This window comes from Actinomadura pelletieri DSM 43383 (assembly GCF_003634705.1).
GTDB lineage: Bacteria > Actinomycetota > Actinomycetes > Streptosporangiales > Streptosporangiaceae > Spirillospora > Spirillospora pelletieri.
On record NZ_RBWU01000001.1, the window covers coordinates 848,134 to 866,847 of the forward strand.

Sequence of the window (18,714 nt, forward strand, 5' to 3'; positions counted from 1 at the left end):
TCGGCCGATGCCCGAAAGGCCCGCGGAAATCAAGGTTCGCGGAGGGCTCGTTGGGGGGTTTCATGTTCGACGTCATGGTCATCGGAGGCGGACCGACCGGCATGATGCTGGCGGCCGAACTGCGTCTGCACGGCGTGCACGTGGTCGTCCTGGAGAAGGACGCCGAGCCGACCGGAATCGCTCGCTCGCTCGGTTTGCACGTGCGCAGCATCGAGGTCATGGACCAGCGCGGTCTCCTGGACCGCTTCCTCGCGCACGGTCGGAAATACCCGCTCCACGGTCACTTCGCCGGTATCGACAAGCCGCAGCCCGACCGGATGGACACCGCGCATTCCTACCTTCTCGGCATCCCGCAGCCCGTCACCGACCGGCTGCTGGCCGAGCGCGCCGCCGAGTTGGGCGCCGAGATTCGGCGCGGCCGTGAACTGGTCGGACTGAGCCAGGACGACGACGGAGTGACCGCCGAACTGGCGGACGGCACGCGGCTGCGCGCCCGCTACCTCGTCGGCTGCGACGGTGGCCGCAGCACGGTGCGCAAACTGCTCGGCGTCGCCTTCCCCGGTGAGCCCGCCGGAACCGAATGGCTGGTCGGCGAGATGGAGATGACCGAGGATCCGGCGACGATCGCCGCCGTCGTCGCGGACGTCCGCCAGACCAACCGTGGTTTCGGTGCCGGACCGCTCGGCGACGGGTCCTTCCGCGTTGTCGTGCCTGCCGCCGGGGTGGCGGACGACTCCACCGTCCCGCCGACCTTTGAGGAGCTGAAAGGGCAGCTTCGGACGTTCGCGGGCACCGACTTCGGTGCGCACTCCCCGCGCTGGCTGTCCCGGTTCGGTGACGCCACCCGGCTGGCCGAGCGTTACCGGGTCGGCAGGGTGCTGCTGGCCGGTGACGCGGCGCACGTCCATCCGCCCCTCGGCGGGCAAGGGCTCAACCTCGGTGTCCAGGACGCGTTCAACCTCGGTTGGAAGCTGGCCGCCGCGGTCGCCGGTTGGGCTCCCGAGGGGCTGCTGGACAGCTACCACACGGAACGGCACCCGGTGGCCGCCGACGTGCTGAACAACACCCGCGCGCAGTCGGAGCTGCTGTCCCTGAGGCCGGGCGCCCAGGCCGTGCGCGGGCTGATCGCCGAGCTGATGGACTTCGAGGACGTGAACCGCTTCCTCATCGAGAAGATCACGGCGATCGGTGTCCGCTACGACTTCGGCGACGGCCACGAACTGCTCGGCCGACGCCTGCGGGACGTGAAACTGAAGCGCGGTCGCCTCTACGACCTGACGCACGACGGCCGTGGACTGCTCCTCGACCAGACCGGCCGCCTCTCCGTCGCCGGTTGGACGGACCGTGTCGACCTCGTTCACGACGTGAGCGAGGAACTGGACGTCCCCGCCGTGCTCCTCCGCCCGGACGGCCACGTGGCCTGGGTCGGCGACGAGCAGCAGGACCTCCTTGACCATCTGCCCGGGTGGTTCGGGAGCCCCCGTGATGACCAGGTGCCCGCGTCCGGTCAGGTACATCCCAAGCGGTAGTGCCGGGGCGGCAGGTATTTCCGCCAGCCCGGATCGGTTGGGCCGTCGCGAACCGCGGTGCAAAGGTGCCGGTAGATCGGGTCCGGGTCTAGTGGCCAGACGACGAACTGTAAGGAGCTTGGAAGCAGGACGTTGCCGCGGCGATTGGAGTCGTACGGGAGGTTGGCCACCAGGGCCTTGCTGTCCGCTCGAAACTCCATCGGAGTGTCCACCGGAAGTTCGGCGAATTCGCTGAGCTCGGGCCGATCGGCCCCGGTTACGCGCCACAACTGCCACCCGTTGGTTCCGGAGTTACCGATCAGAAAATGTCCGTCCCGACTGATGTTCAAGATCGAAAGGTCAGAGCCCCGAACACTGAGGCTGTCGATGACGGTCGGACGTGTGAGATCCCTGGTATCCCAGAGTTGGAGCATCCGGCCCTGCTCGGCACTACCGGCGAAGACCTGCGGGGACAAGGAGACGAGGGAGGAGGCTTCGGTGGTCAGTGCGTTCGGAGAACCTTGTTCGGCGGTGATGTCGACCGGTGATCCGGGATCCGACAGATCCCACAGTTGGACGGCTCCCCTCCCGAAGATCCTGCCGGTGGCAAGGAGGCGGCGGGACGGAATGTAACTAGAGGTGTTGAAGAAGGGGGATACGGTTCCGCGCCGGATCGGGTGCTGCGGGTCGCGGACGTCGAACAAGAACAGGGTGCTGTCGTAGTGCACGCCCAGAATGTGAGTACTGAGAAACCCCGGTGAGATCAACCGCCGCAGTCGGGAGGTCGCGCCCACGGAGATGGTGGCGGTCCGCCTGGGAAGGCGCAGGTCCCGGATGTTCCACATGTCGATTCCGCCGTTGCGGTTCGTGGTGGCGAGCAGTCCTTCCGGACCGGCGGCGACCGGCATTGCGTTGGGCAGTGTGGCCGTGAGGCGGGGACGGCGCGGATCGGAGGCGTCCCAGAGCCCGACGTGTCCGTTCGTGTCCGCACTGATCAGGGTCTTGCCGTCGCGGAGGAAGGTGCCGCTATCCCAGCGCCGGGGAAGAGCGGCGAGCAACGTGGCACGGGGCGGGTCGCGCACGTCCCAGATCCGGGGCCCACTGTCCGTCGTGGAGGCCCCTGTGATCAGTACGGCTCCGCCGTGGCCGAACGCTCTCGTGCCAGTATGTGGCCGTGCGAGATACCCGCTGGGGAGCACCGTGGGCATGCTTCGCAGTTCGACAACCCCGTCGCGGCGGCCGGCGAGGAGATGACGACCGTCCGGGCTGTACGCGACGGAGTCGTAACCCGCCGCGCCGCTGATGGGGGGCGATTCCCTCAGTCCATCGGTGAAATCGGTGTCGCGAACCCAGAAGTCGAGTGTCCCGGTCGATCCTGCGGCGACCAGTCCCCGGCCGTCAGGGCGAAGTGACACACCGCGATTGTCCTGATCCTTGTTTGAGGGCAGGCTGCGCCGGGTCTCCCGGGGACGACGCGGATCGGTGACGTCCCACAGGTGCAGGTCGTTCAGTGCGCCGGCCGAAGCCAGCAGGTGTCCGCTGTACGACAGGGCGAGCGCGGAACCGACGGTGAGGGCGGCGCGCTGCCTGGGTTCGCGTCCGGCGCGGACGTCCCACAGGCGGATCCGCCCGCCGTTCTTGCTTCGGGTGTCGCTTGCCACTGCGAGCGTGCCGTCTGGACCGTACGCGATGGCGGTCACGTTCCGGGCGCCCGCCGTGAAGGTCGTCGTGCGGTGCGGGCGTCGGGGGTCGCGGACGTCCCAAAGCTCGACGCCGCCGTCGCGGGTGCCGATGGCCAGTGTCGTTCCGTCGGGGGCGAAGTCGAGCGCCGGGCGGAACGCCGCACCGTGGGGGCGCAGCGGCACGGTGGCCAACGGGCGCGGTCGGGTGGGGTCGCTTATGTCCCAGAGGTGGAGTCGCCGTTGCGTGTGCGCGGCGAGCAGGCGCTTGTTCGGGCTGAACTCGGCCAGCGCCTCGCCGTCGACCGGCAGGGTGGCCGCCGCCACGGGACGGAACGGGTCCGTCACCGTCCACAAGCGAAGCTTGCCGTCCTTGCCGGTGCTGGCGACCAACCTGCCGTTCGGAGCGTAGGTGACGCCCGGGACCGCCCCCGCGTGCCGACCCAGCGGCGTCGGAAAGGGGGTGACGTAGGACGTGTAAACGCTCGCGCGGGCCTCCGGGGTGGGCGCGGAGCGGTACGCGGTGAGGCTGAGTCGCAGTGCGGCCGCCGGGTCGCTTTCGCGCAACGTCGCCGCCGTCGCGGCGAGTTCCTGCGAGGACCGCACCAGCTGGACGTTCGCCGCAGCGCGTTGCTGCCGTTGCGCGTAGACGCGGCTCTGCGCGGCGACGGCCAGGCCGGTGACGACCAGCAGCGCCGCGGCGAGGGCTCCCGCACGCCGCCGGCGCAGGTTCCGTGCCTGCCGGCGGACCTCCTCGGCGCTGGCGTCAAGGAATTCGCGTTCCAGCGGGCTCAGCGTCGCGCGACGCCCGTGGTCGCCGAAACTCCCGTGGACGCGGCCGAGCATGCTCGCCTTGAACAGCCGATCCGGGTCCCGGCCGGCATGATCCCAGGCCCTGGCGGCCTCGGTGAGTTCCTGGCGCAGGAGCAGATCGGCCCGATCGTCCTGGATCCATCGGCGCAGCAGCGGCCAGGCGTGCAGCAGCGCCTCATGGGCCAGCTCGGCGGTGCCGTCGGCGACCGTGATCAGCCGGGCCGTCACGAACGCGTCCAGCACGGTGCGGACGGCGGCCGACCCCGCGCCGGGACGGTCGGCTTCCAGGTCGGCGAGATCGACCCGGCGCCGGGTGTCCTCGGTTCCGTCGCCGAGCCGGACCATCCGGAGCAGCGTCGCGCGTGCGGCGCGCTGTTCCGTTTCGGGGTCGAGCGCCGCGTAGGTTTCGTCGGCCTTACGGGTGACGGCCCGCCAGATTCCGCCGGTGGCCTGGTATCCGGCCAGGGTGAGCGTATTGCCCTCACGCTGCCGCCACGTTTCCATCAACGCGTACGACAGCAACGGCAGTGTCGTGCCGATCTCTTCGGTGTCGTCCGGTCCGACGCGGAGGTCCTGGAGCAGCCGGTCCACGAGACCTTCCTCCAGGGTTAGCCCGGCGGCCTCGGCCGGTCTTTCGATCACGTCCTTGAGTTGCGCGGTCCTCATCGGGGCGACCGGGATCTGGGCGTCGCGGAGGACGTCCGCCAGTTCCGGGTGGTCGGTGCAGTGGCCGTAGAAGTCCGCGCGGACGACCAGCAGGGTCAGGAGCGGTGAGGCGGTCCCGGTCGTCCGGCTCGCCGCGTGGACGGCTTGGACGAACGCGCGCCGCTCGTCCTCGTCGGTGCACGCGGTGAACAGTTCCTCGACCTGATCGACCACGAGCACGAGCCGCCTTTGAGACCGGTGCCGCAGTACGGTGCGGACGATGTCGGTCAGTTCCGACGGGTCGTTGCGCAGCCGGTCGGCGATGTCGTCCGCGGGCAGCGATTCTGTGCCGTCCGCCAGCCGGTCCGCCAGCGCGCGCAGTGGATGTTCGCCCGGTTTAAGAACCATCTGGGGCCAGGTGCGAGAACCCGGAACGCGCAACCGTCCCGCATGGATCGCGGAGAGCACCCCGGCCTGGACCAGCGAGGACTTCCCGGAGCCGGAACGTCCCACGACCGCGACCGGACCGGCGTCCTGACGCTCGGCGAGGCGGTCGAGGACGTCCGTCACCAGCGCGTCCCGTCCGAAGAAGAACCCGGAGTCGAGGGCGGTGAACGGTTCGAGGCCACGGTACGGGCAGGGCGTCTCCGTCGTGGACGGCGCCTCGTCGCGCCTGGACGGTCGGTGAGCGGTGACCGGCGGCGCGACCGGATTGGGGGCCAGCACGACCTCGCCCGCACGGTCACCGGCGCGGCGGTGCGGCACCGGGAAGCCTCGGGCCGGTAACGCGCGGGTCAGGTAGCGGAAGGCGTCGTCGGCGGTGAGGTCGAGCGGCGCGGCCGGGTCGCCCTCACGCAGGAACCGCAGCAACTCCCCGCTGAACGCCGTGTAGGGCTCGTCCGGGGGCGCCAGTGCCTGCTCCGTCGCCGACGCCGAACTCAGCAGGAAGCTTCCCCGGACGTGGCTCAACTCGAAGGCCTCCGCGACCGCGGTGCCGAACGAACCGCGGGCGCGGCCGGAGAAACAGCAGTCCAGGACGACCATGATGGAGCGTGCCGGACATTCGGTGAGCGCCTCGCGGACCGTCGCGTAAGCCAGCGCGTCGACCGCGAGCCCGACGCCGTGGCCCTCCGTCGCGTGTGTCGCCAGGTACAGGTCGCCGCCCGGGCCGATCAGGCCGTGCCCGACGTAGTAGAAGAGGAAGACGTCCTCCGCCGCGGCGGCCTCCGCGACGAGGAACCGCAGGAACTCCCTGGGGTCCGTCGGATCGACGTGCGCGGAGACGTGCGGCATGCCGCATCGGTCGGCCAGCACGCGGCCCAGTTCGTGGACGGTCGGCGCGATCGAGGGCACGTCGGGTAGTCGAGACCCGTTCGTGTGACCGCCGGTGCCGACGACCAGCGCTCGCGAACCCGGGGAGTCGAGTGCGACGACCCTGCGTTCTCCGGACATGTCAGTCCGTGTCGTCCGGGTTCTCTCGCTCCGACTGTTCGGCGGGCGGCTCGGTGCCCGCGTGGAGCAGTTCTGTGAGGAGTTCCCGCGCTCGATCTTCCGTCGTCGACGTGTCGGTCGTCAGCTCGAGGGAGGTGCCGTCCGGACGGGTCACCTTGACGGTCATCTGGCCGCGCCGTTGCTGAAGCCACGTGATCAGTGCACTGACCAGGGCGACCGCCGCTCCGCCGGACTCGATCGCGACCGTCAGTATCTCGACGGTCGCGCCGAGCGTGCCCGGTTCCGGGGGTTGCGCGACGTGTCGGACACGGCCGCGCAGCTCGTCCTCCGCCACCAACCACGACCGCAGTGCACGGAGTTCGTCAGCGCCGTTTCCGGCCTCTGCGATTGAAACGGTCACTTTCATTCGTCCGCACTCCCGAAATGAAAGGTGTGGCGTTGCCCGTCCGATCCGATGGGCTGCTGCGGTAACCTGATCACACCTGAATAGTTCACAAGACCTTAGCCTCTCCTGGTTCGCGTGCCCCGCTGGAGCGCTATTCGGGCGGTCCTTTGTTTGGGGAAACGGCCGGCCGAACGTCCGGATACGATCACGGGTGAGCAGTTTCCCGCTCGGGGAATCTTGGAGGGAAATGAAACCGAGGCGCCCAGGGCGGTTATCCCGTCTCGCGCCCGCGACTCGACCGCGCGGCCCAGGCTTGGACGTGTCCTGATGGAGGCCGTCGGGCCCGGAGCGGAGCCGAGTGGCGGCAGCGGGGCGCCCGTCCGGCCGAAGCCGTCCTCGGAAGCATCCCCGACCGTGGCTCCTCGGGAGAGGCTGATCGGGCTGGATCTGGCCCGGGGGGTCGCCGTGCTCGGGATGTTCGCCGCCCATATCGGCCCGGACCCGGAGGACGGGGGTGCGGTGCTCCAGGTCGCGCATGGACGGTCGGCCGCGTTGTTCGCCCTGCTGGCGGGGGTGGCGCTGGTGATCATCAGTGGTCGGCGGCGCCCCAAGACCGGGCGGGAGGGGCGGCAGGCGGCGGCGAAGGTGGCGATCCGCGCCGTGGTGTTGCTCGTGCTGGGGACGGCCGTGGCGATGATCCCGACGCCGGTGGACGTGATCCTCGCCTATTACGGGCTCTACTTTCTGCTGGCATTGCCTTTGCTGCGGCTGTCCGCCACGGCCTTGGCGGTCTTGGCCGCCGTGTCGGCCGTGGCGGGTCCGCTGTTCTCCTTCGGGGCTCGGGCCTTCCTGGAAGAGCGGACGTGGGCGCTTTCCGGAGGACGAGCCGTCAACGCCCACGACCCCATTGAATGGTTGAGCCACGAAGGTGTCATCGACCTTTTCCTCACCGGGGCCTACCCGGCGATGACGTGGATGCCGTACGTGCTCGCCGGAATGGCCCTGGGACGGCTGGACCTGAGGGCCGCCGGGGTACGTTGGCGGTTGGCGGTCATCGGTCCGGTGCTCGCCTTGGTGGGCTACGGGTCGTCCTGGCTGGCCCTGCATGTCTTTCCGGGGGTCCGTGCGGACATCGGGGGCTCCGGCTGGTACGACATGGACCCCTCGGCTTGGTGGACGGGGCCGGAGACCGGCACCGTCGATCCCCACACACCCGCGTTGTTGCTGGTCGCCGCGCCGCACAGCGGTACGCCCTTCGAGGTCGTCGCCAACATCGGCGTGGCGATCACCGTTGTCGTGTGCGCCGTCGCGCTCGTCGACCTACGGCCGTGGGCGACCCGGGCACTGCGTCCGGTGATCGCCGTGGGCACCATGTCGTTGTCGTGCTATGTCGGGCACGTCCTGGCGCTTGCGGCCCTGGACACCGAGGTGACCCCGTCCCGACTGTTCGATCTGTTCGTCTTCATCGGCGTTGCCCTGGCCTTGGCCGTGATGTGGACCCGCCACTTTCGTCGCGGGCCCCTGGAGTACCTCCTCAACTCCGCCACGAGATTCGCGCGTCACGTCAGATGAATTCGTCGTCTACGGTCAGGCGAGGAAGTCGAGGACGGGTTTCAGGAAGTCGGCGGGACGTTCCGCCATCAGGACGTGGCCGGTGTCGAGTTCGGTGTACTCGCTGCCCGTGATGGCGCTGGAGAACTCGCGGTGGTTCTCCACGGGGATCAACTGGTCCCGGGTGCAGCCGATGACGAGTGTGGGCGCCTCGATCCGCGGGAGCAGGGACCGGACGTCGACCCGCCGGACGAGGTCGAGCTGCCGCAACCGGCCGTCGACGGGACTCATGAACCAGCGCGCCTGCTCGGCGAGGTCGTGCCCGATCTCGTTGAGGTACCGGGGGGTGAACGAGGTCAGTGTGCCGAGACGGCCGAAAGCCTCGGGGTTGTCGGTGAGGGTCAGCCAGGCGGTGATCAGCTGCTGGATGTACTCGTCCTCGGCGTGGGGGAACCCGGCGACGAGGACCAGCCGCCGGACGAGGTCCGGCCGCAGTGCCGCGACGGCGGCTGCCGTGGGGGCGCCGAGCGAGAAGCCGAGCATGTCGGCGGGTCCGGTCCCGGCGTGTTCGATCACGGCGATGACCTGCTCGGCGAGTGTCTCGACGGTGAGTGGCGCGCCGTCGTCCTCGGCCGCGTCGCTGCCGGACAGATCGGGCAGGAGCACGGTGTTGTGGTCGGTGAGCTGTGGAAGGAGCCCGTCCCACATGGCGGAGCCGGAGCCCACACCGTGGACCAGGACGAGGGCGGGCCCCGAACCCTCCGCGCGGTAGGTGATCTGCGCGTTTCCAACAGTAAGTTTCGTCATGCCCCCACGGTGTCCGCTCGGAACGGCCATGAGGAGCGGACCGTTTTGGCTAGGACAAACGATCCCAGGCTGAGCCGGTGCGTATCGCAGATCATGGGAGGCATGGAGATGGACCGCCGCGAACTCGCCGATTTCCTCCGCCGCTCCCGGGAGCGGCTGCGACCGCACGAGGTCGGGTTGGCCGCGGGGCCGCGGCGCCGTACGCCCGGGTTGCGCCGCGAGGAGGTGTCGCAGCTCGCGGGGATGTCCGCCGACTACTACATGCGGCTTGAGCAGGCGCGGAGCCCGCAGCCGTCCGTCCAGATGCTCGGCGCTCTCGCCCGTGCGCTCCGGCTGACCTCGGACGAACGCGACCATCTGTACGTTCTCGCCGGGCACCGTCCGCCCGCCGGGCCCTTCGCAGGGGAACACGTCCGGCCGAGTCTGCTGTACCTGCTCGACCGGCTGCACGAGACACCGGCGCAGATCATCGGTGACCTCGGGGACGTTCTGGCACAGAACTCGATGTCCAGTTCCCTCTTCGGCTGCATCTGCTCGACCGAGCCGGGGGAACGGAACATCGTCTGGCGGTGGTTCACCGACCCGACCATCCGGGCGGCCTATCCGGCGGAGGAGCACGAGTACCACAGCCGTGTCCATGTCGCCGACCTGCGCGCCGCGGTGGCCCGCCGGGGCAATGACGCCGCCGCGTCCGCCCTGGTCGAGCGGCTTCGCCGGGCGAGTGAGGAGTTCCGCGGGCTCTGGGCGCGGCATGAGGTGGCCGTGCGCCGCACCGCCCGGCTACGGGTCCTGCATCCGGAGATCGGGTTGATCGAGTTCGACGCGGAGACCCTGCTCACCCCGGCGGAGGACCAGCGGCTCTTCGTCTACACGCCGCCGCCCGGGAGCCCGACCGTCGAGGCCCTGGAGCTTCTCCACACGATCGGCCCCGAGACCGCCCATCGCAGCCACCTGGGTGCGGTCAGGTCGTGAGACGCCAGAGGGTGGTGGTCTCGGCGGCGCGGGCGGCGTGCAGCGGGTCGTCGGGGTCGTCGACGCGTGGGTGACGCGGTTTGGTGTCGAGGCGTCCCGCGACCCGTAGACCGGACGAGCCGATCAGCGTGGGCAGTTCGTCGGGTGTCCGCAGACCGAGATGTTCGGCGAGGTCGGACAGGATCAGCCAGCCCTCGCCGCCCGGTTCGAGGTGGTCGGCGAGGCCCGTCAGGAAGCCGCGGAGCATCTGACCGCCCTGGTCGTAGACGGCGTGGTCGAGCGGGGACGACGGTTTCGCGGGCAGCCAGGGCGGGTTGCAGACGACCAGCCCGGCTCGTCCTTCAGGGAACAGGTCGGCCTGGACGACGTCGACTCGGGACGCCAGGTTCAGCCGGTTGATGTTCTCTTCGGCACAGGCAAGGGCTCGCGGGTCGTTGTCAGTGGCGACGACCCGTTCCACGCCGCGTCGGGCAAGGACGGCCGCCAGGACGCCGGTGCCGGTTCCTATGTCGAATGCCGTCTTCGTCGATGGCAACGGTGCTTCGCCGACGAGATCCACGTATTCGCCTCTGATCGGCGAGAAGACCCCGTAATGCGGGTACACGTGGTCGCCGCCCAGTGCCGGGATCGGTACGCCCTTCTCCCGCCATTCGTGTGCGCCGATGAGTCCGAGGAGTTCGCGCAAGGACGTCACGTAGGGCTCGTCGTCCGGCCCGTACACCTCGGTACAGGCGTCACGGACGTCAGGGGCGCGGCGCAGCGGAATCACGTGCCCCGGCTCGAACGGTATGAGCAGCATGCCGAGCGTCCGCGCGCGCTGGGCACGAGCCTGCCGGTACAGGTGGAACGCCGGTACCTCCGAAGGCCGTCGTTTGCGCCGTCGCGGTGGACGGTCGATCCGGCGTGCCATCGCTCGAAGGAGCTGGCGCGCGTTCTGGAAGTCGCCGCGCCACAGCAGCGCGGTGCCTTCGCAGGCCAACCGGTACGCGTCGTCCGCGCGTGTCGCGTCGTCGGCGACCACGACGCGCCGGGGCGCCGGGGCGCCGCTCTGCGACCGCCATCGGACGCGATGGTCCCGGCCGTCCCGCCAGGAGATCTCGTCCACACCGACACCGTATCGAGCTACGGCCGTGGGACGGACGTTCCGGTGGCCAGGTCGGCGGAGGAGAGGCAGGTGGACGTTTCCGACAGTTCCCGCAGCGCCTTCTCCGACGGCGATCTCGGTTCCGCCGCGTACAGCATGAGTCGGCTGAGGTCGGGGTCGCCGGGCAGTTGCAGGGTCTCGAACGGCAGGACGAGCCGTCCCACCCGCGGATGGTCGATGCGGGCCTCGCCATGCGTCAGGTCGGTCACATGGTGCGCCGACCACATTTCCCGGAAACCGGGGCTTCGGTCGCGAAGCGTGTCGATCAGGGCGCGGAGCCGCGGATCGTCCGGGTCCTGCCCGGAGCGGAACCGCAGATGAGCGACGTTTCGGCGGGCGACGGACGTCCAGTGGTCGCCGAGCCGGGCCCGGTAGTCGTCGTTCAGGTGGATCTGGTGCGACCAGGTCCGTTCCTCCGGGGGAACGGCGGCGAGGTCGACGAACACGGCGGCGGTGAGACGGTTCCACGCGACGACGTTCGTGTACGGCCCGACGATGTAGGCGGGCGCGTGGGTGATCGCGTCGAGCAGGTGCTGGAGCGGGGCGCGCAGGCGGGGCGGGTCCGTGACGGGCGTCCGGCGCGGCGGGTGGGCGAGCCGGTGCAGGTGGGCGCGTTCGTCGCCGTCCAGGCGCAGCGCCCGCGCGATCGCGTCGAGGACCTCGGTGGACACGCCGTCGGCCGTGCCCTGTTCGAGCCGGATGTAGTAGGCGACGCTGACGCCCGCGGCCTGCGCCAGTTCCTCCCGCCGCAGGCCGGGCACGCGGCGCCGTGTCCCGTAGGAGGTGACGCCGACGTCCTCGGGCCGTAGCCGTGCCCGCCTCGTCCTGAGGAACTCCCCGAGTTCGCCGTTACGCCCCATGCCGCCGAGGTTATCCCCCGGATTTCACGGTGATGTCGCCGTTGTCGGTGACCAGTTCGAGGTGGTGCGGAGCGGACGCGTCGTTCTGGATTCCGATCTTCCGGTCGCCGCTGTCGGCCCGCGAGGACACCCGGTACCGGCCCTGCGGGACGGTGAGAGTGATCGACCCGTTGGACGTCTCCGCGCGGATGTTCTGCGGTTTCGCCGGAGTGAGGATGATCTTGCCGTTGTCGGTGCGCACGTCGATACGGTCGCCCTTGAGGTTGCGTCCCTCGACCTTCCCGTTGTCGGTCCTCGCCCTGACCGGGCCGGTGACGTCGTCCAGGCGGACGGCGCCGTTGTCGGTCGACACGTTCACGGCGCCCACCTTGGAAAGGTTGATCGCGCCGTTGTCCGTCCTGCCCGTCACGGGCAGGCCCGCCGGGAGGTCGAGCGTGTAGTTCACCGAGCAGTTCGATCCGCAGTCGCTGAGTTTGAGGACACCGTTCTCGATCCGGTGCGTGGCTCCCTCCGGCCGGTCACCGCGATACTCGACCGTGCGGTGAAGGGACGCCTTGGACGCGCCACCGCGCAGCGTCACACGGCCGGAATCGATGGCGTCCAGGTGCACGGCGGTGATGTCGCCGTTGAGCGCGGCGTCGTCCTCGAACGTCGACGCGAACGCCGTGCCGCAGGCGCTCAGCGCACTTGCGCCGACCACGATGGCGACGATTGCAGATACTTGGCGACGCACGAGTTCCTCCCGCTGACCTTGGCTCTTGGCCTGATGCTGTCGAGCGTAGGAAGAAGCGGTGCGAACGGCCGTCCCGCTGAGGAGCGAGGTTTTCTCTGGCTCCCAGGTGCCGATTTCTGAGCCTGCCCCTGCCAGTAGTACGAACGAGCGGTGGCTGGGTAGCCGCGTCCAACGGAACGACAGTCATCTGCATGACCGCACTCACTACGGACGTCTCGGCTCCTACCGGACTGATGACGTCACGGCACAAACTGGTATTGACCCTTCTCCTCGGCGCGCAGTTCATGCTCGCCATCGACTTCTCGATCCTGAATGTGGCGTTGCCGGTCGTCGGCCGGGGACTGGGCTTCGGCCTGGACGAGTTGCAGTGGATCGCGACCGCATTCGCGCTTCCCGCCGCCGGTTTCACGCTCCTGTTCGGCCGCGTCGCCGATCTGTTCGGACGGCGACGGATGCTGATCGCGGGCATGCTCCTCCTGGCCGGAGGTTCCCTGATCGGTGGGTTGGCGACGTCACCGGAGGTGCTGCTGGCAGGGCGCGTCCTCCAGGGTCTGGCCACGGCCATCGCGACCCCGGCGGCACTGTCGCTGATCACCACGTCCTTCCCGGAGGGACCGCTGCGGGCTCGGGCGCTCGGGCTCAGCGGGGCGCTGATGTCCGCCGGGTTCACGGTGGGCGCGATCCTCGGCGGCGTGCTCACGGACCTGCTGAGCTGGCGCTGGGCCTTCCTGATCAACGTGCCGGTCGCGGTGGTGATCGTCGCCGTGGTTCCGCTGGTGGTCACCGAGAGCCGTACCCGGGACCGGGCGAAGCTGGACGTTCCCGGCGCGGTGACCGTGACCGGCGGGCTCCTCGCCCTGGTCTACGGGATCACCTCCGCCGGTGAGCACGGCATGGGATCCGCCGGGGCGGTCGGCGCGCTCACCGCCGCCGCCGTGCTGCTCAGCGCGTTCGTACTGGTGGAACGGCGTTCACCGGCGCCGCTCGCGCCGCTGAGCGTCCTCACCCGGCGAACCGTCACCTGGGGCAATGTCGGCGGGTTCGTCGCGTTCGCCACGGAGACGTCGCTGGTGTTCCTGATGACGCTCTACCTCCAGAAGGTTCTAAGTTTCTCCCCGCTGGCGACGGGTCTCGCGCTCGGCGTCCTCGGCGTCGGGACGTTCGCGGGCGGTGTCGCCGCGCCCCGGATCATGGGACGGTTCGGCGGCCGCACGACCCTCGTCGGCGGGCTCGTCCTGCAGGCGGCGGCGACGGCGGCGCTGCTGGGCCTCGGCGAGTCGCGGGGCGCGCTCGGGCTCCTGCTCGTCGCGACCGCGATCGGCGGCTTCGGGAACCTCGTCGCGATCGTGGCGTTCATGGGGACGGCGACGTCCGTGCTCCCCGACCGGGACCAGGGCCTCGCGACCGGGCTCGCCACCATGACGCAGCAGATCGCCATCACGCTCGGGATCCCCGTGATGAGCGCGGTGGCGACCGCGAACACCGGCGGGTCCGTCCTCGGCGGCGTCCACACGGCCACGGCCGTGAACGTCGCTCTCATCCTGGTGGGAGCGGCCCTCGTGGGTTCGTTCCTGCGTCGCTCTTGAACGGATCAGCCATGAATCTCGAACTCGCCGGCAAGGTCTTCATCGTCACCGGCGCGTCCGCCGGGATCGGCGAGGCGACCGCGGCGCTCCTCACCGAGGAGGGCGCGCACGTCATCGGTGTGGCCCGCAAGCCATCAAAGGGTGGCGTCGCCGCGGACCTGACCGACCCCGCCTCCGCCCAGCACATCGTGGACACCGCCCTGGAACGGCACGGCCGCCTCGACGGCCTGGTCAACAACGCGGGCGCCCTCCAGTCCCGGATCGGGTTCCTCGACGTGACCGACGACCAGTGGCACGCCACCTTCGAGCTGAACTTCCACGCGGCGGTCCGGATGGCGCGGGCCGCGCTGCCCGCGCTGATCGACCAGGGCGCCGGGAGCATCGTGCACGTGTCCAGCGAGGCCGGACGGTTCCCCGACACGCCACTGGTCGACTACGCGGCGTCCAAGACTGCGTTGCTGTCGGTGTCCAAGACGCTGGCGGGGGAGTTCGGCCGTTGCGGCGTCCGCTCCAACGTCGTCACGCCCGGACCCACACGGACCCGGCTGTGGGACGAGCCCGGCGGTTTCGCCGACCAACTCGCCGCACAGTACGGACTCCCTGTCGAGGAGGCCATAGAACGCTTTGTCCGCGAGGAACGACGCCTCCCGGTCGGACGTCTGGGCACACCACAGGACGTCGCACGCGTCATCGTCTACCTGCTGTCGCCACTGGCCGCCCAGGTGACCGGCGCCGAATGGACCGTGGACGGCGGCGCCCTCCGCCAACTCTGACCCACCCTGGCCGGCGCGCCCGTTCCCGTCGGTTCGCGCTGGCCAGAGTGGCGCCCTCCCACGGGGACCTGACGCACGCCGGTACGCTGACCGACGTGCGACTACCTGGGCCATTGCATGTGGTCAACGAAGGCTTGGCGTTCCTGCTGGAGATGGCGACGATCGTCTGGCTCGTCTGGTGGGGGTTCGCGACCGGTGGAAACGTGCTCGTCGACATCGTCCTTGGAATCGGCACGCCGACCGCCGCGATGACACTCTGGGGCCTGTTCGCCGCGCCGAAAGCGCGATTCAAGGTCGCGCTCCCGTTCGTACTGCTGGTGAAGGCCCTGGTGTTCGGTGCCGGGGCCCTGGCCCTCTACGGCGTCGACCGCCCCGTGTGGGCGGTCACCTTCGCCGTGGTCGCGTTCCTCAACACCGCCCTGGCGACCGCCGACCGCGAGGCCCGCTTCCACGTCGCGTCCCACCGTTCGGGAGTCGCCGCACGATGATGTCGGATTTCCGCTAGTGGAACCATCTGACCGTCGGTGATGCTGGGGGACATGCACGAGGACGCGGAAAGATGCGTACGGGCTGTTCAGGCGAAGGACGCTCGGTTCGACGGGTGGTTCTTCGTCGGGGTGGTCACCACCGGGATCTACTGCCGTCCGAGTTGCCCGGTGGTGGCGCCCAAGCCCGAGAACATGCGGTTCCATCCGAGCGCCGCGTCCGCGCAGCAGGCCGGTTTCCGGGCGTGCAAACGCTGCCGTCCCGACACCTCCCCCGGCTCGCCGGAGTGGAACCACCGCGCGGACGTCGTCGCCCGCGCGATGCGCCTCATCGCGGACGGTGTCGTCGACCGTGAAGGAGTTCCGGGGCTCGCAGGGCGGCTCGGCTACAGCACACGCCAGATCGAACGCCAACTCAACGCGGAACTGGGTGCGGGGCCACTCGCACTGGCGCGGGCACAGCGCGCTCAGACGGCGAGGCTCCTCATCGAAACGACGTCCCTTCCCATGGGTGATGTCGCGTTCGCGGCGGGCTTCGCCAGTATCCGAGCCTTCAACGAGACCGTGCGAAGTGTGTTCGCACTGACGCCGACCGCTCTACGCGACCGTGTCGCCAAGGGACACCCGCCCGCCGGTTCCGGGGCACTGTCGCTTCGGCTGCCGTTCCGGGCGCCGCTATGCCCTGACAACCTCTTCGGTCATCTCGCCGCGACCGCCGTCCCCGGCGTCGAGGAATGGCGGGACGGCGCGTACCGCCGGACCATGCGCCTCCCCCACGGGCACGGCATCGTCGCGCTGCGCCCCCGGCCCGATCATGTCGCCTGCACGCTCACCCTCAGCGACCTGCGGGACCTCACCATCGCGATCAGCCGTTGCCGCTGGATGCTCGACCTCGACGCCGATCCCGTCGCCGTGGACGACCTCCTGCGGGCCGACCCCGTCCTCGCCCCGCTGGTCGACAAAGCGCCCGGGCGGCGCGTCCCGCGTACCGTGGACGCCCCCGAGTTCGCGGTGCGTGCCGTCCTGGGGCAGCAGGTGTCCACGGCGGCGGCCCGCACCCATGCCGGACGACTCGTCACTGCCTACGGCGACCCCGTGGACGACCCGGGCGGCGGACTCACCAACCTCTTCCCGACCCCGTCCGCGCTGGCGGAACTCGACCCGGAGACCCTCGCGTTCCCGAAAACCCGGCGCACCACCATCACCAGCCTCGTCGACGTGCTCGCGAGCGGCGAGATAGACCTCGGTGTGGGGAGCGACTGGGAGGAGGCCCGCGCTCGCCTGTCCGCCGTACCCGGCATCGGCCCGTGGACCATCGAGTCGATCGCGATGCGCGCCCTCGGCGACCCCGACGCGTTCATTCCGACCGACCTGGGGATCCGCGCCGCCGCCAAGGCACTCGACCTTCCCTCCACGCCTGCGGCCCTGACGCGCCGTGCCGCACACTGGCGTCCTTGGCGGGCCTACGCCGTCCAGTACCTGTGGGCCACGGGCGACCACGCCATCAACCTGCTTCCCGCGTCCTGACCCTGGAAAGGAACGACATGGAACCGACGCATGTCGTCGTGGACAGTCCCGTAGGGCCACTCACACTGGTGGAACTGGACGGCGCTCTGTCAGCCCTCTACATGGAGGAGCAACGGCACCGTCCGCTCCAGGAGACCTTCGGTGCGCCGGGTGACGTCACCGCCGAACCGTTCGCGGGCGTCGTCGAACAACTCTCCGCCTACTTCGCGGGGGAGTTGACCGAGTTCGACCTCCCCCTCACCTTTCGCGGAACCGAGTTTCAGAAGCGCGTCTGGTCGGCGCTGCTAGAAATCCCGTACGGCGAGACCACCACCTACGGTCAGATCGCCGTCGAACTCGGCAGGCCGTCCGCGTCCCGAGCCGTGGGCCTCGCCAACGGACGCAACCCCATCAGCGTCATCGTCCCCTGCCACCGCGTCGTCGGCTCCACCGGAGACCTCACCGGCTACGGCGGTGGCCTCGACCGCAAGCGCTACCTCCTCGACTTCGAACGCAAGACCAAGATCACCCAGGACGCGCTCTTCTAGGTTTGTCGGAGCGGGGGGATACCGTGCTTGTCATGGCCGGTGCCCCCGGCCGGTCAAGCGGTTCGCGGAAAGGCTGATCAAGGTGGAGTTCCGAGTCGACCGGCAGACGCTCGCCGACGCCGTGGCGTGGGCGGCGCGGACGCTACCGGCACGCCCCGCGCTCCCCGTCCTGGCGGGCATGCTCATCGACGTCACCGAGCAGGGCCAACTCACCCTCGCGGGCTTCGACTACGAGGTCTCCGCCCGCGCCAGGGAGGACGCGGACGTCACCGAGCCGGGCCGCGCGCTCGTCCCCGGTCGGCTCCTCGCGGACATCGTCCGCAACCTCCCCCCGCATCCCGTGGAGGTCTTCACCAAGGGCTCGGAGGTGGTGGTCCGCTGCGGCCCGGCCGAGTTCGGCCTGCTCACGCTGCCCGTCGAGGACTACCCCACCCTCCCCGAACCGCCCGCCCGCGCGGGCACCGTCCCCGCCGACCTGTTCGCCACCGCCGTCGCCCAGGTCACCCCGGCCGCCGGACGCGACGACACCCTCCCGATGCTCACCGGCGTCCGCATCGACCTCGACGGCGACACGATGTGGCTCGCCTGCACCGACCGCTACCGCATCGCCGCCCGTGAACTGACCTGGTCCCCCACCGACCCCGACTTCACGGCCGGTGTCGTCGTCCCCGCCCGCACCCTCGCCGACACGGCCAAGGCCATCAAGCGCGGCGCGGAGGTCGCCATCGACCTCGGCGGCGGCGCCGACACCCTCATCGGCGTCTCCGGCGGCGGCCGCAGCATGACCAGCCGCCTCCTGGACGACCAGTACATCAACTACCGGTCCCGCCTCACCGGCACCTGGTCGTCCGTCGCCGAGATCCCCGTCACCCCGTTCGTCGCGGCGATCAAGCGCGCCGCCCTCGTCACCGAACGCGGCACGCCCGTCCAGCTGGCCTTCACGTCCGGTGAGGTCCGGATCCGCGCCGCCACCGGCGACTCCGCCCGCGCCAACGAGAGCCTCGCCGTCGAACTCACCGGCGACGACATCGACATCGCCTTCGCCCCCCAGTACCTCCTGGACGGCCTGGCGGGCATCGACACCGAATACGCGCGCCTCGAATGCGCGGGCCCCACCAAGGCCGCCCTCCTCACCGGCATCCCGGACAAGAAAGACTCCGACGACGCCAAGGACGACGCCTCCGACACCGGCTTCCGCTACCTGGCCATGCCCGTCCGCCTCACCCCCTGACCCCCAGCGCGGAGCGCCTTGCGGCGCCGGTACGGC

At 70.0% G+C, this 18,714-nt stretch carries 15 protein-coding genes; 9 read left to right on the top strand and 6 right to left on the bottom strand.

What is annotated here, in order from left to right:
* The first annotated feature begins 62 nt into the window (after window positions 1-62).
* Window positions 63-1,529 (top strand): rifampin monooxygenase, encoded by a 1,467-nt coding sequence (gene rox / locus BZB76_RS03825; RefSeq protein ID WP_121432863.1) that lies wholly within the window; start codon window positions 63-65, stop codon window positions 1,527-1,529.
* Here the strand turns inward: rox and BZB76_RS03830 are convergent.
* Window positions 1,508-6,097, bottom strand: coding sequence for a caspase, EACC1-associated type (locus BZB76_RS03830; RefSeq protein ID WP_121432864.1), 4,590 nt, complete (start codon window positions 6,095-6,097; stop codon window positions 1,508-1,510). The two genes, rox and BZB76_RS03830, sit on opposite strands and share 22 nt — an antisense overlap.
* 1 nt (window position 6,098) lies before the next feature.
* On the bottom strand, window positions 6,099-6,971 hold the full coding sequence (locus BZB76_RS36520; protein ID WP_337959732.1) for an effector-associated constant component EACC1: 873 nt from the start codon (window positions 6,969-6,971) through the stop codon (window positions 6,099-6,101).
* On the opposite strand from BZB76_RS36520, the gene BZB76_RS03840 reads away from it, so the two are divergent.
* On the top strand, window positions 6,897-8,054 hold the full coding sequence (locus BZB76_RS03840) for a DUF418 domain-containing protein (RefSeq protein ID WP_211342810.1): 1,158 nt from the start codon (window positions 6,897-6,899) through the stop codon (window positions 8,052-8,054). The genes BZB76_RS36520 and BZB76_RS03840 overlap by 75 nt on opposite strands.
* 15 nt (window positions 8,055-8,069) lie before the next feature.
* Here BZB76_RS03840 and BZB76_RS03845 read toward each other — a convergent pair whose 3' ends face one another.
* Window positions 8,070-8,840, bottom strand: a complete 771-nt coding sequence (locus BZB76_RS03845; protein WP_121432867.1) for an alpha/beta fold hydrolase — start codon at window positions 8,838-8,840, stop codon at window positions 8,070-8,072.
* Window positions 8,841-8,942: 102 nt separating this feature from the next.
* Between BZB76_RS03845 and BZB76_RS03850 the strand changes: the two genes are divergently transcribed.
* The gene (locus BZB76_RS03850) at window positions 8,943-9,812 is read left to right on the top strand and encodes a helix-turn-helix transcriptional regulator (RefSeq protein WP_121433432.1); all 870 of its coding nucleotides are present in this window, start codon (window positions 8,943-8,945) and stop codon (window positions 9,810-9,812) included.
* Here the strand turns inward: BZB76_RS03850 and BZB76_RS03855 are convergent.
* Genes BZB76_RS03855 through BZB76_RS03865 form a run of 3 tightly spaced genes read right to left on the bottom strand, consistent with a single transcriptional unit; the run spans window position 9,802 to window position 12,516 of the window.
* Window positions 9,802-10,917: a methyltransferase gene (locus BZB76_RS03855; protein ID WP_121432868.1), complete on the bottom strand. Its 1,116-nt coding sequence runs from the start codon at window positions 10,915-10,917 to the stop codon at window positions 9,802-9,804. The two genes, BZB76_RS03850 and BZB76_RS03855, sit on opposite strands and share 11 nt — an antisense overlap.
* Before the next feature lie 17 nt (window positions 10,918-10,934).
* Window positions 10,935-11,816: a helix-turn-helix transcriptional regulator gene (locus BZB76_RS03860; protein ID WP_121432869.1), complete on the bottom strand. Its 882-nt coding sequence runs from the start codon at window positions 11,814-11,816 to the stop codon at window positions 10,935-10,937.
* A 10-nt stretch (window positions 11,817-11,826) separates the two neighbouring features.
* Complete coding sequence (locus tag BZB76_RS03865) at window positions 11,827-12,516, bottom strand: DUF4097 family beta strand repeat-containing protein (RefSeq protein ID WP_211342811.1); 690 nt, start codon at window positions 12,514-12,516, stop codon at window positions 11,827-11,829.
* Window positions 12,517-12,740: 224 nt separating this feature from the next.
* On the opposite strand from BZB76_RS03865, the gene BZB76_RS03870 reads away from it, so the two are divergent.
* The 6 genes from BZB76_RS03870 to dnaN all read left to right on the top strand — a co-directional run bounded on the left by BZB76_RS03870 (window position 12,741) and on the right by dnaN (window position 18,678).
* The gene (locus tag BZB76_RS03870) at window positions 12,741-14,135 is read left to right on the top strand and encodes an MFS transporter (protein ID WP_211342812.1); all 1,395 of its coding nucleotides are present in this window, start codon (window positions 12,741-12,743) and stop codon (window positions 14,133-14,135) included.
* A gap of 11 nt (window positions 14,136-14,146) precedes the next feature.
* The gene (locus BZB76_RS03875) at window positions 14,147-14,908 is read left to right on the top strand and encodes an SDR family NAD(P)-dependent oxidoreductase (protein WP_121432872.1); all 762 of its coding nucleotides are present in this window, start codon (window positions 14,147-14,149) and stop codon (window positions 14,906-14,908) included.
* 95 nt (window positions 14,909-15,003) lie between these two features.
* Window positions 15,004-15,396: a YrdB family protein gene (locus BZB76_RS03880; protein ID WP_246006734.1), complete on the top strand. Its 393-nt coding sequence runs from the start codon at window positions 15,004-15,006 to the stop codon at window positions 15,394-15,396.
* 51 nt (window positions 15,397-15,447) lie between these two features.
* Window positions 15,448-16,920: a DNA-3-methyladenine glycosylase 2 family protein gene (locus BZB76_RS03885; protein ID WP_121433433.1), complete on the top strand. Its 1,473-nt coding sequence runs from the start codon at window positions 15,448-15,450 to the stop codon at window positions 16,918-16,920.
* Window positions 16,921-16,937: 17 nt separating this feature from the next.
* Complete coding sequence (locus BZB76_RS03890) at window positions 16,938-17,447, top strand: methylated-DNA--[protein]-cysteine S-methyltransferase (RefSeq protein WP_121432874.1); 510 nt, start codon at window positions 16,938-16,940, stop codon at window positions 17,445-17,447.
* Between the two features lie 82 nt (window positions 17,448-17,529).
* Window positions 17,530-18,678, top strand: a complete 1,149-nt coding sequence (gene dnaN, locus BZB76_RS03895) for a DNA polymerase III subunit beta (RefSeq protein ID WP_121432875.1) — start codon at window positions 17,530-17,532, stop codon at window positions 18,676-18,678.
* The last annotated feature ends 36 nt before the right edge of the window (window positions 18,679-18,714 follow it).

What these genes read in the sequence shown, in the direction of transcription:
- BZB76_RS03830 (WP_121432864.1), bottom strand. Translation starts at nt 6,097, where the DNA reads ATGTCCGGAGAACGCAGGGTCGTCGCACTCGACTCCCCGGGTTCGCGA.
- BZB76_RS03850 (WP_121433432.1), top strand. Translation starts at nt 8,943, where the DNA reads ATGGAGATGGACCGCCGCGAACTCGCCGATTTCCTCCGCCGCTCCCGG.
- BZB76_RS03890 (WP_121432874.1), top strand. Translation starts at nt 16,938, where the DNA reads ATGGAACCGACGCATGTCGTCGTGGACAGTCCCGTAGGGCCACTCACA.
- BZB76_RS03885 (WP_121433433.1), top strand. Translation starts at nt 15,448, where the DNA reads ATGCACGAGGACGCGGAAAGATGCGTACGGGCTGTTCAGGCGAAGGAC.
- BZB76_RS03860 (WP_121432869.1), bottom strand. Translation starts at nt 11,816, where the DNA reads ATGGGGCGTAACGGCGAACTCGGGGAGTTCCTCAGGACGAGGCGGGCA.
- BZB76_RS03845 (WP_121432867.1), bottom strand. Translation starts at nt 8,840, where the DNA reads ATGACGAAACTTACTGTTGGAAACGCGCAGATCACCTACCGCGCGGAG.
- rox (WP_121432863.1), top strand. Translation starts at nt 63, where the DNA reads ATGTTCGACGTCATGGTCATCGGAGGCGGACCGACCGGCATGATGCTG.
- BZB76_RS03870 (WP_211342812.1), top strand. Translation starts at nt 12,741, where the DNA reads ATGACCGCACTCACTACGGACGTCTCGGCTCCTACCGGACTGATGACG.
- BZB76_RS03875 (WP_121432872.1), top strand. Translation starts at nt 14,147, where the DNA reads ATGAATCTCGAACTCGCCGGCAAGGTCTTCATCGTCACCGGCGCGTCC.
- BZB76_RS36520 (WP_337959732.1), bottom strand. Translation starts at nt 6,971, where the DNA reads ATGGGCGGCGAACATCCCGAGCACGGCGACCCCCCGGGCCAGATCCAG.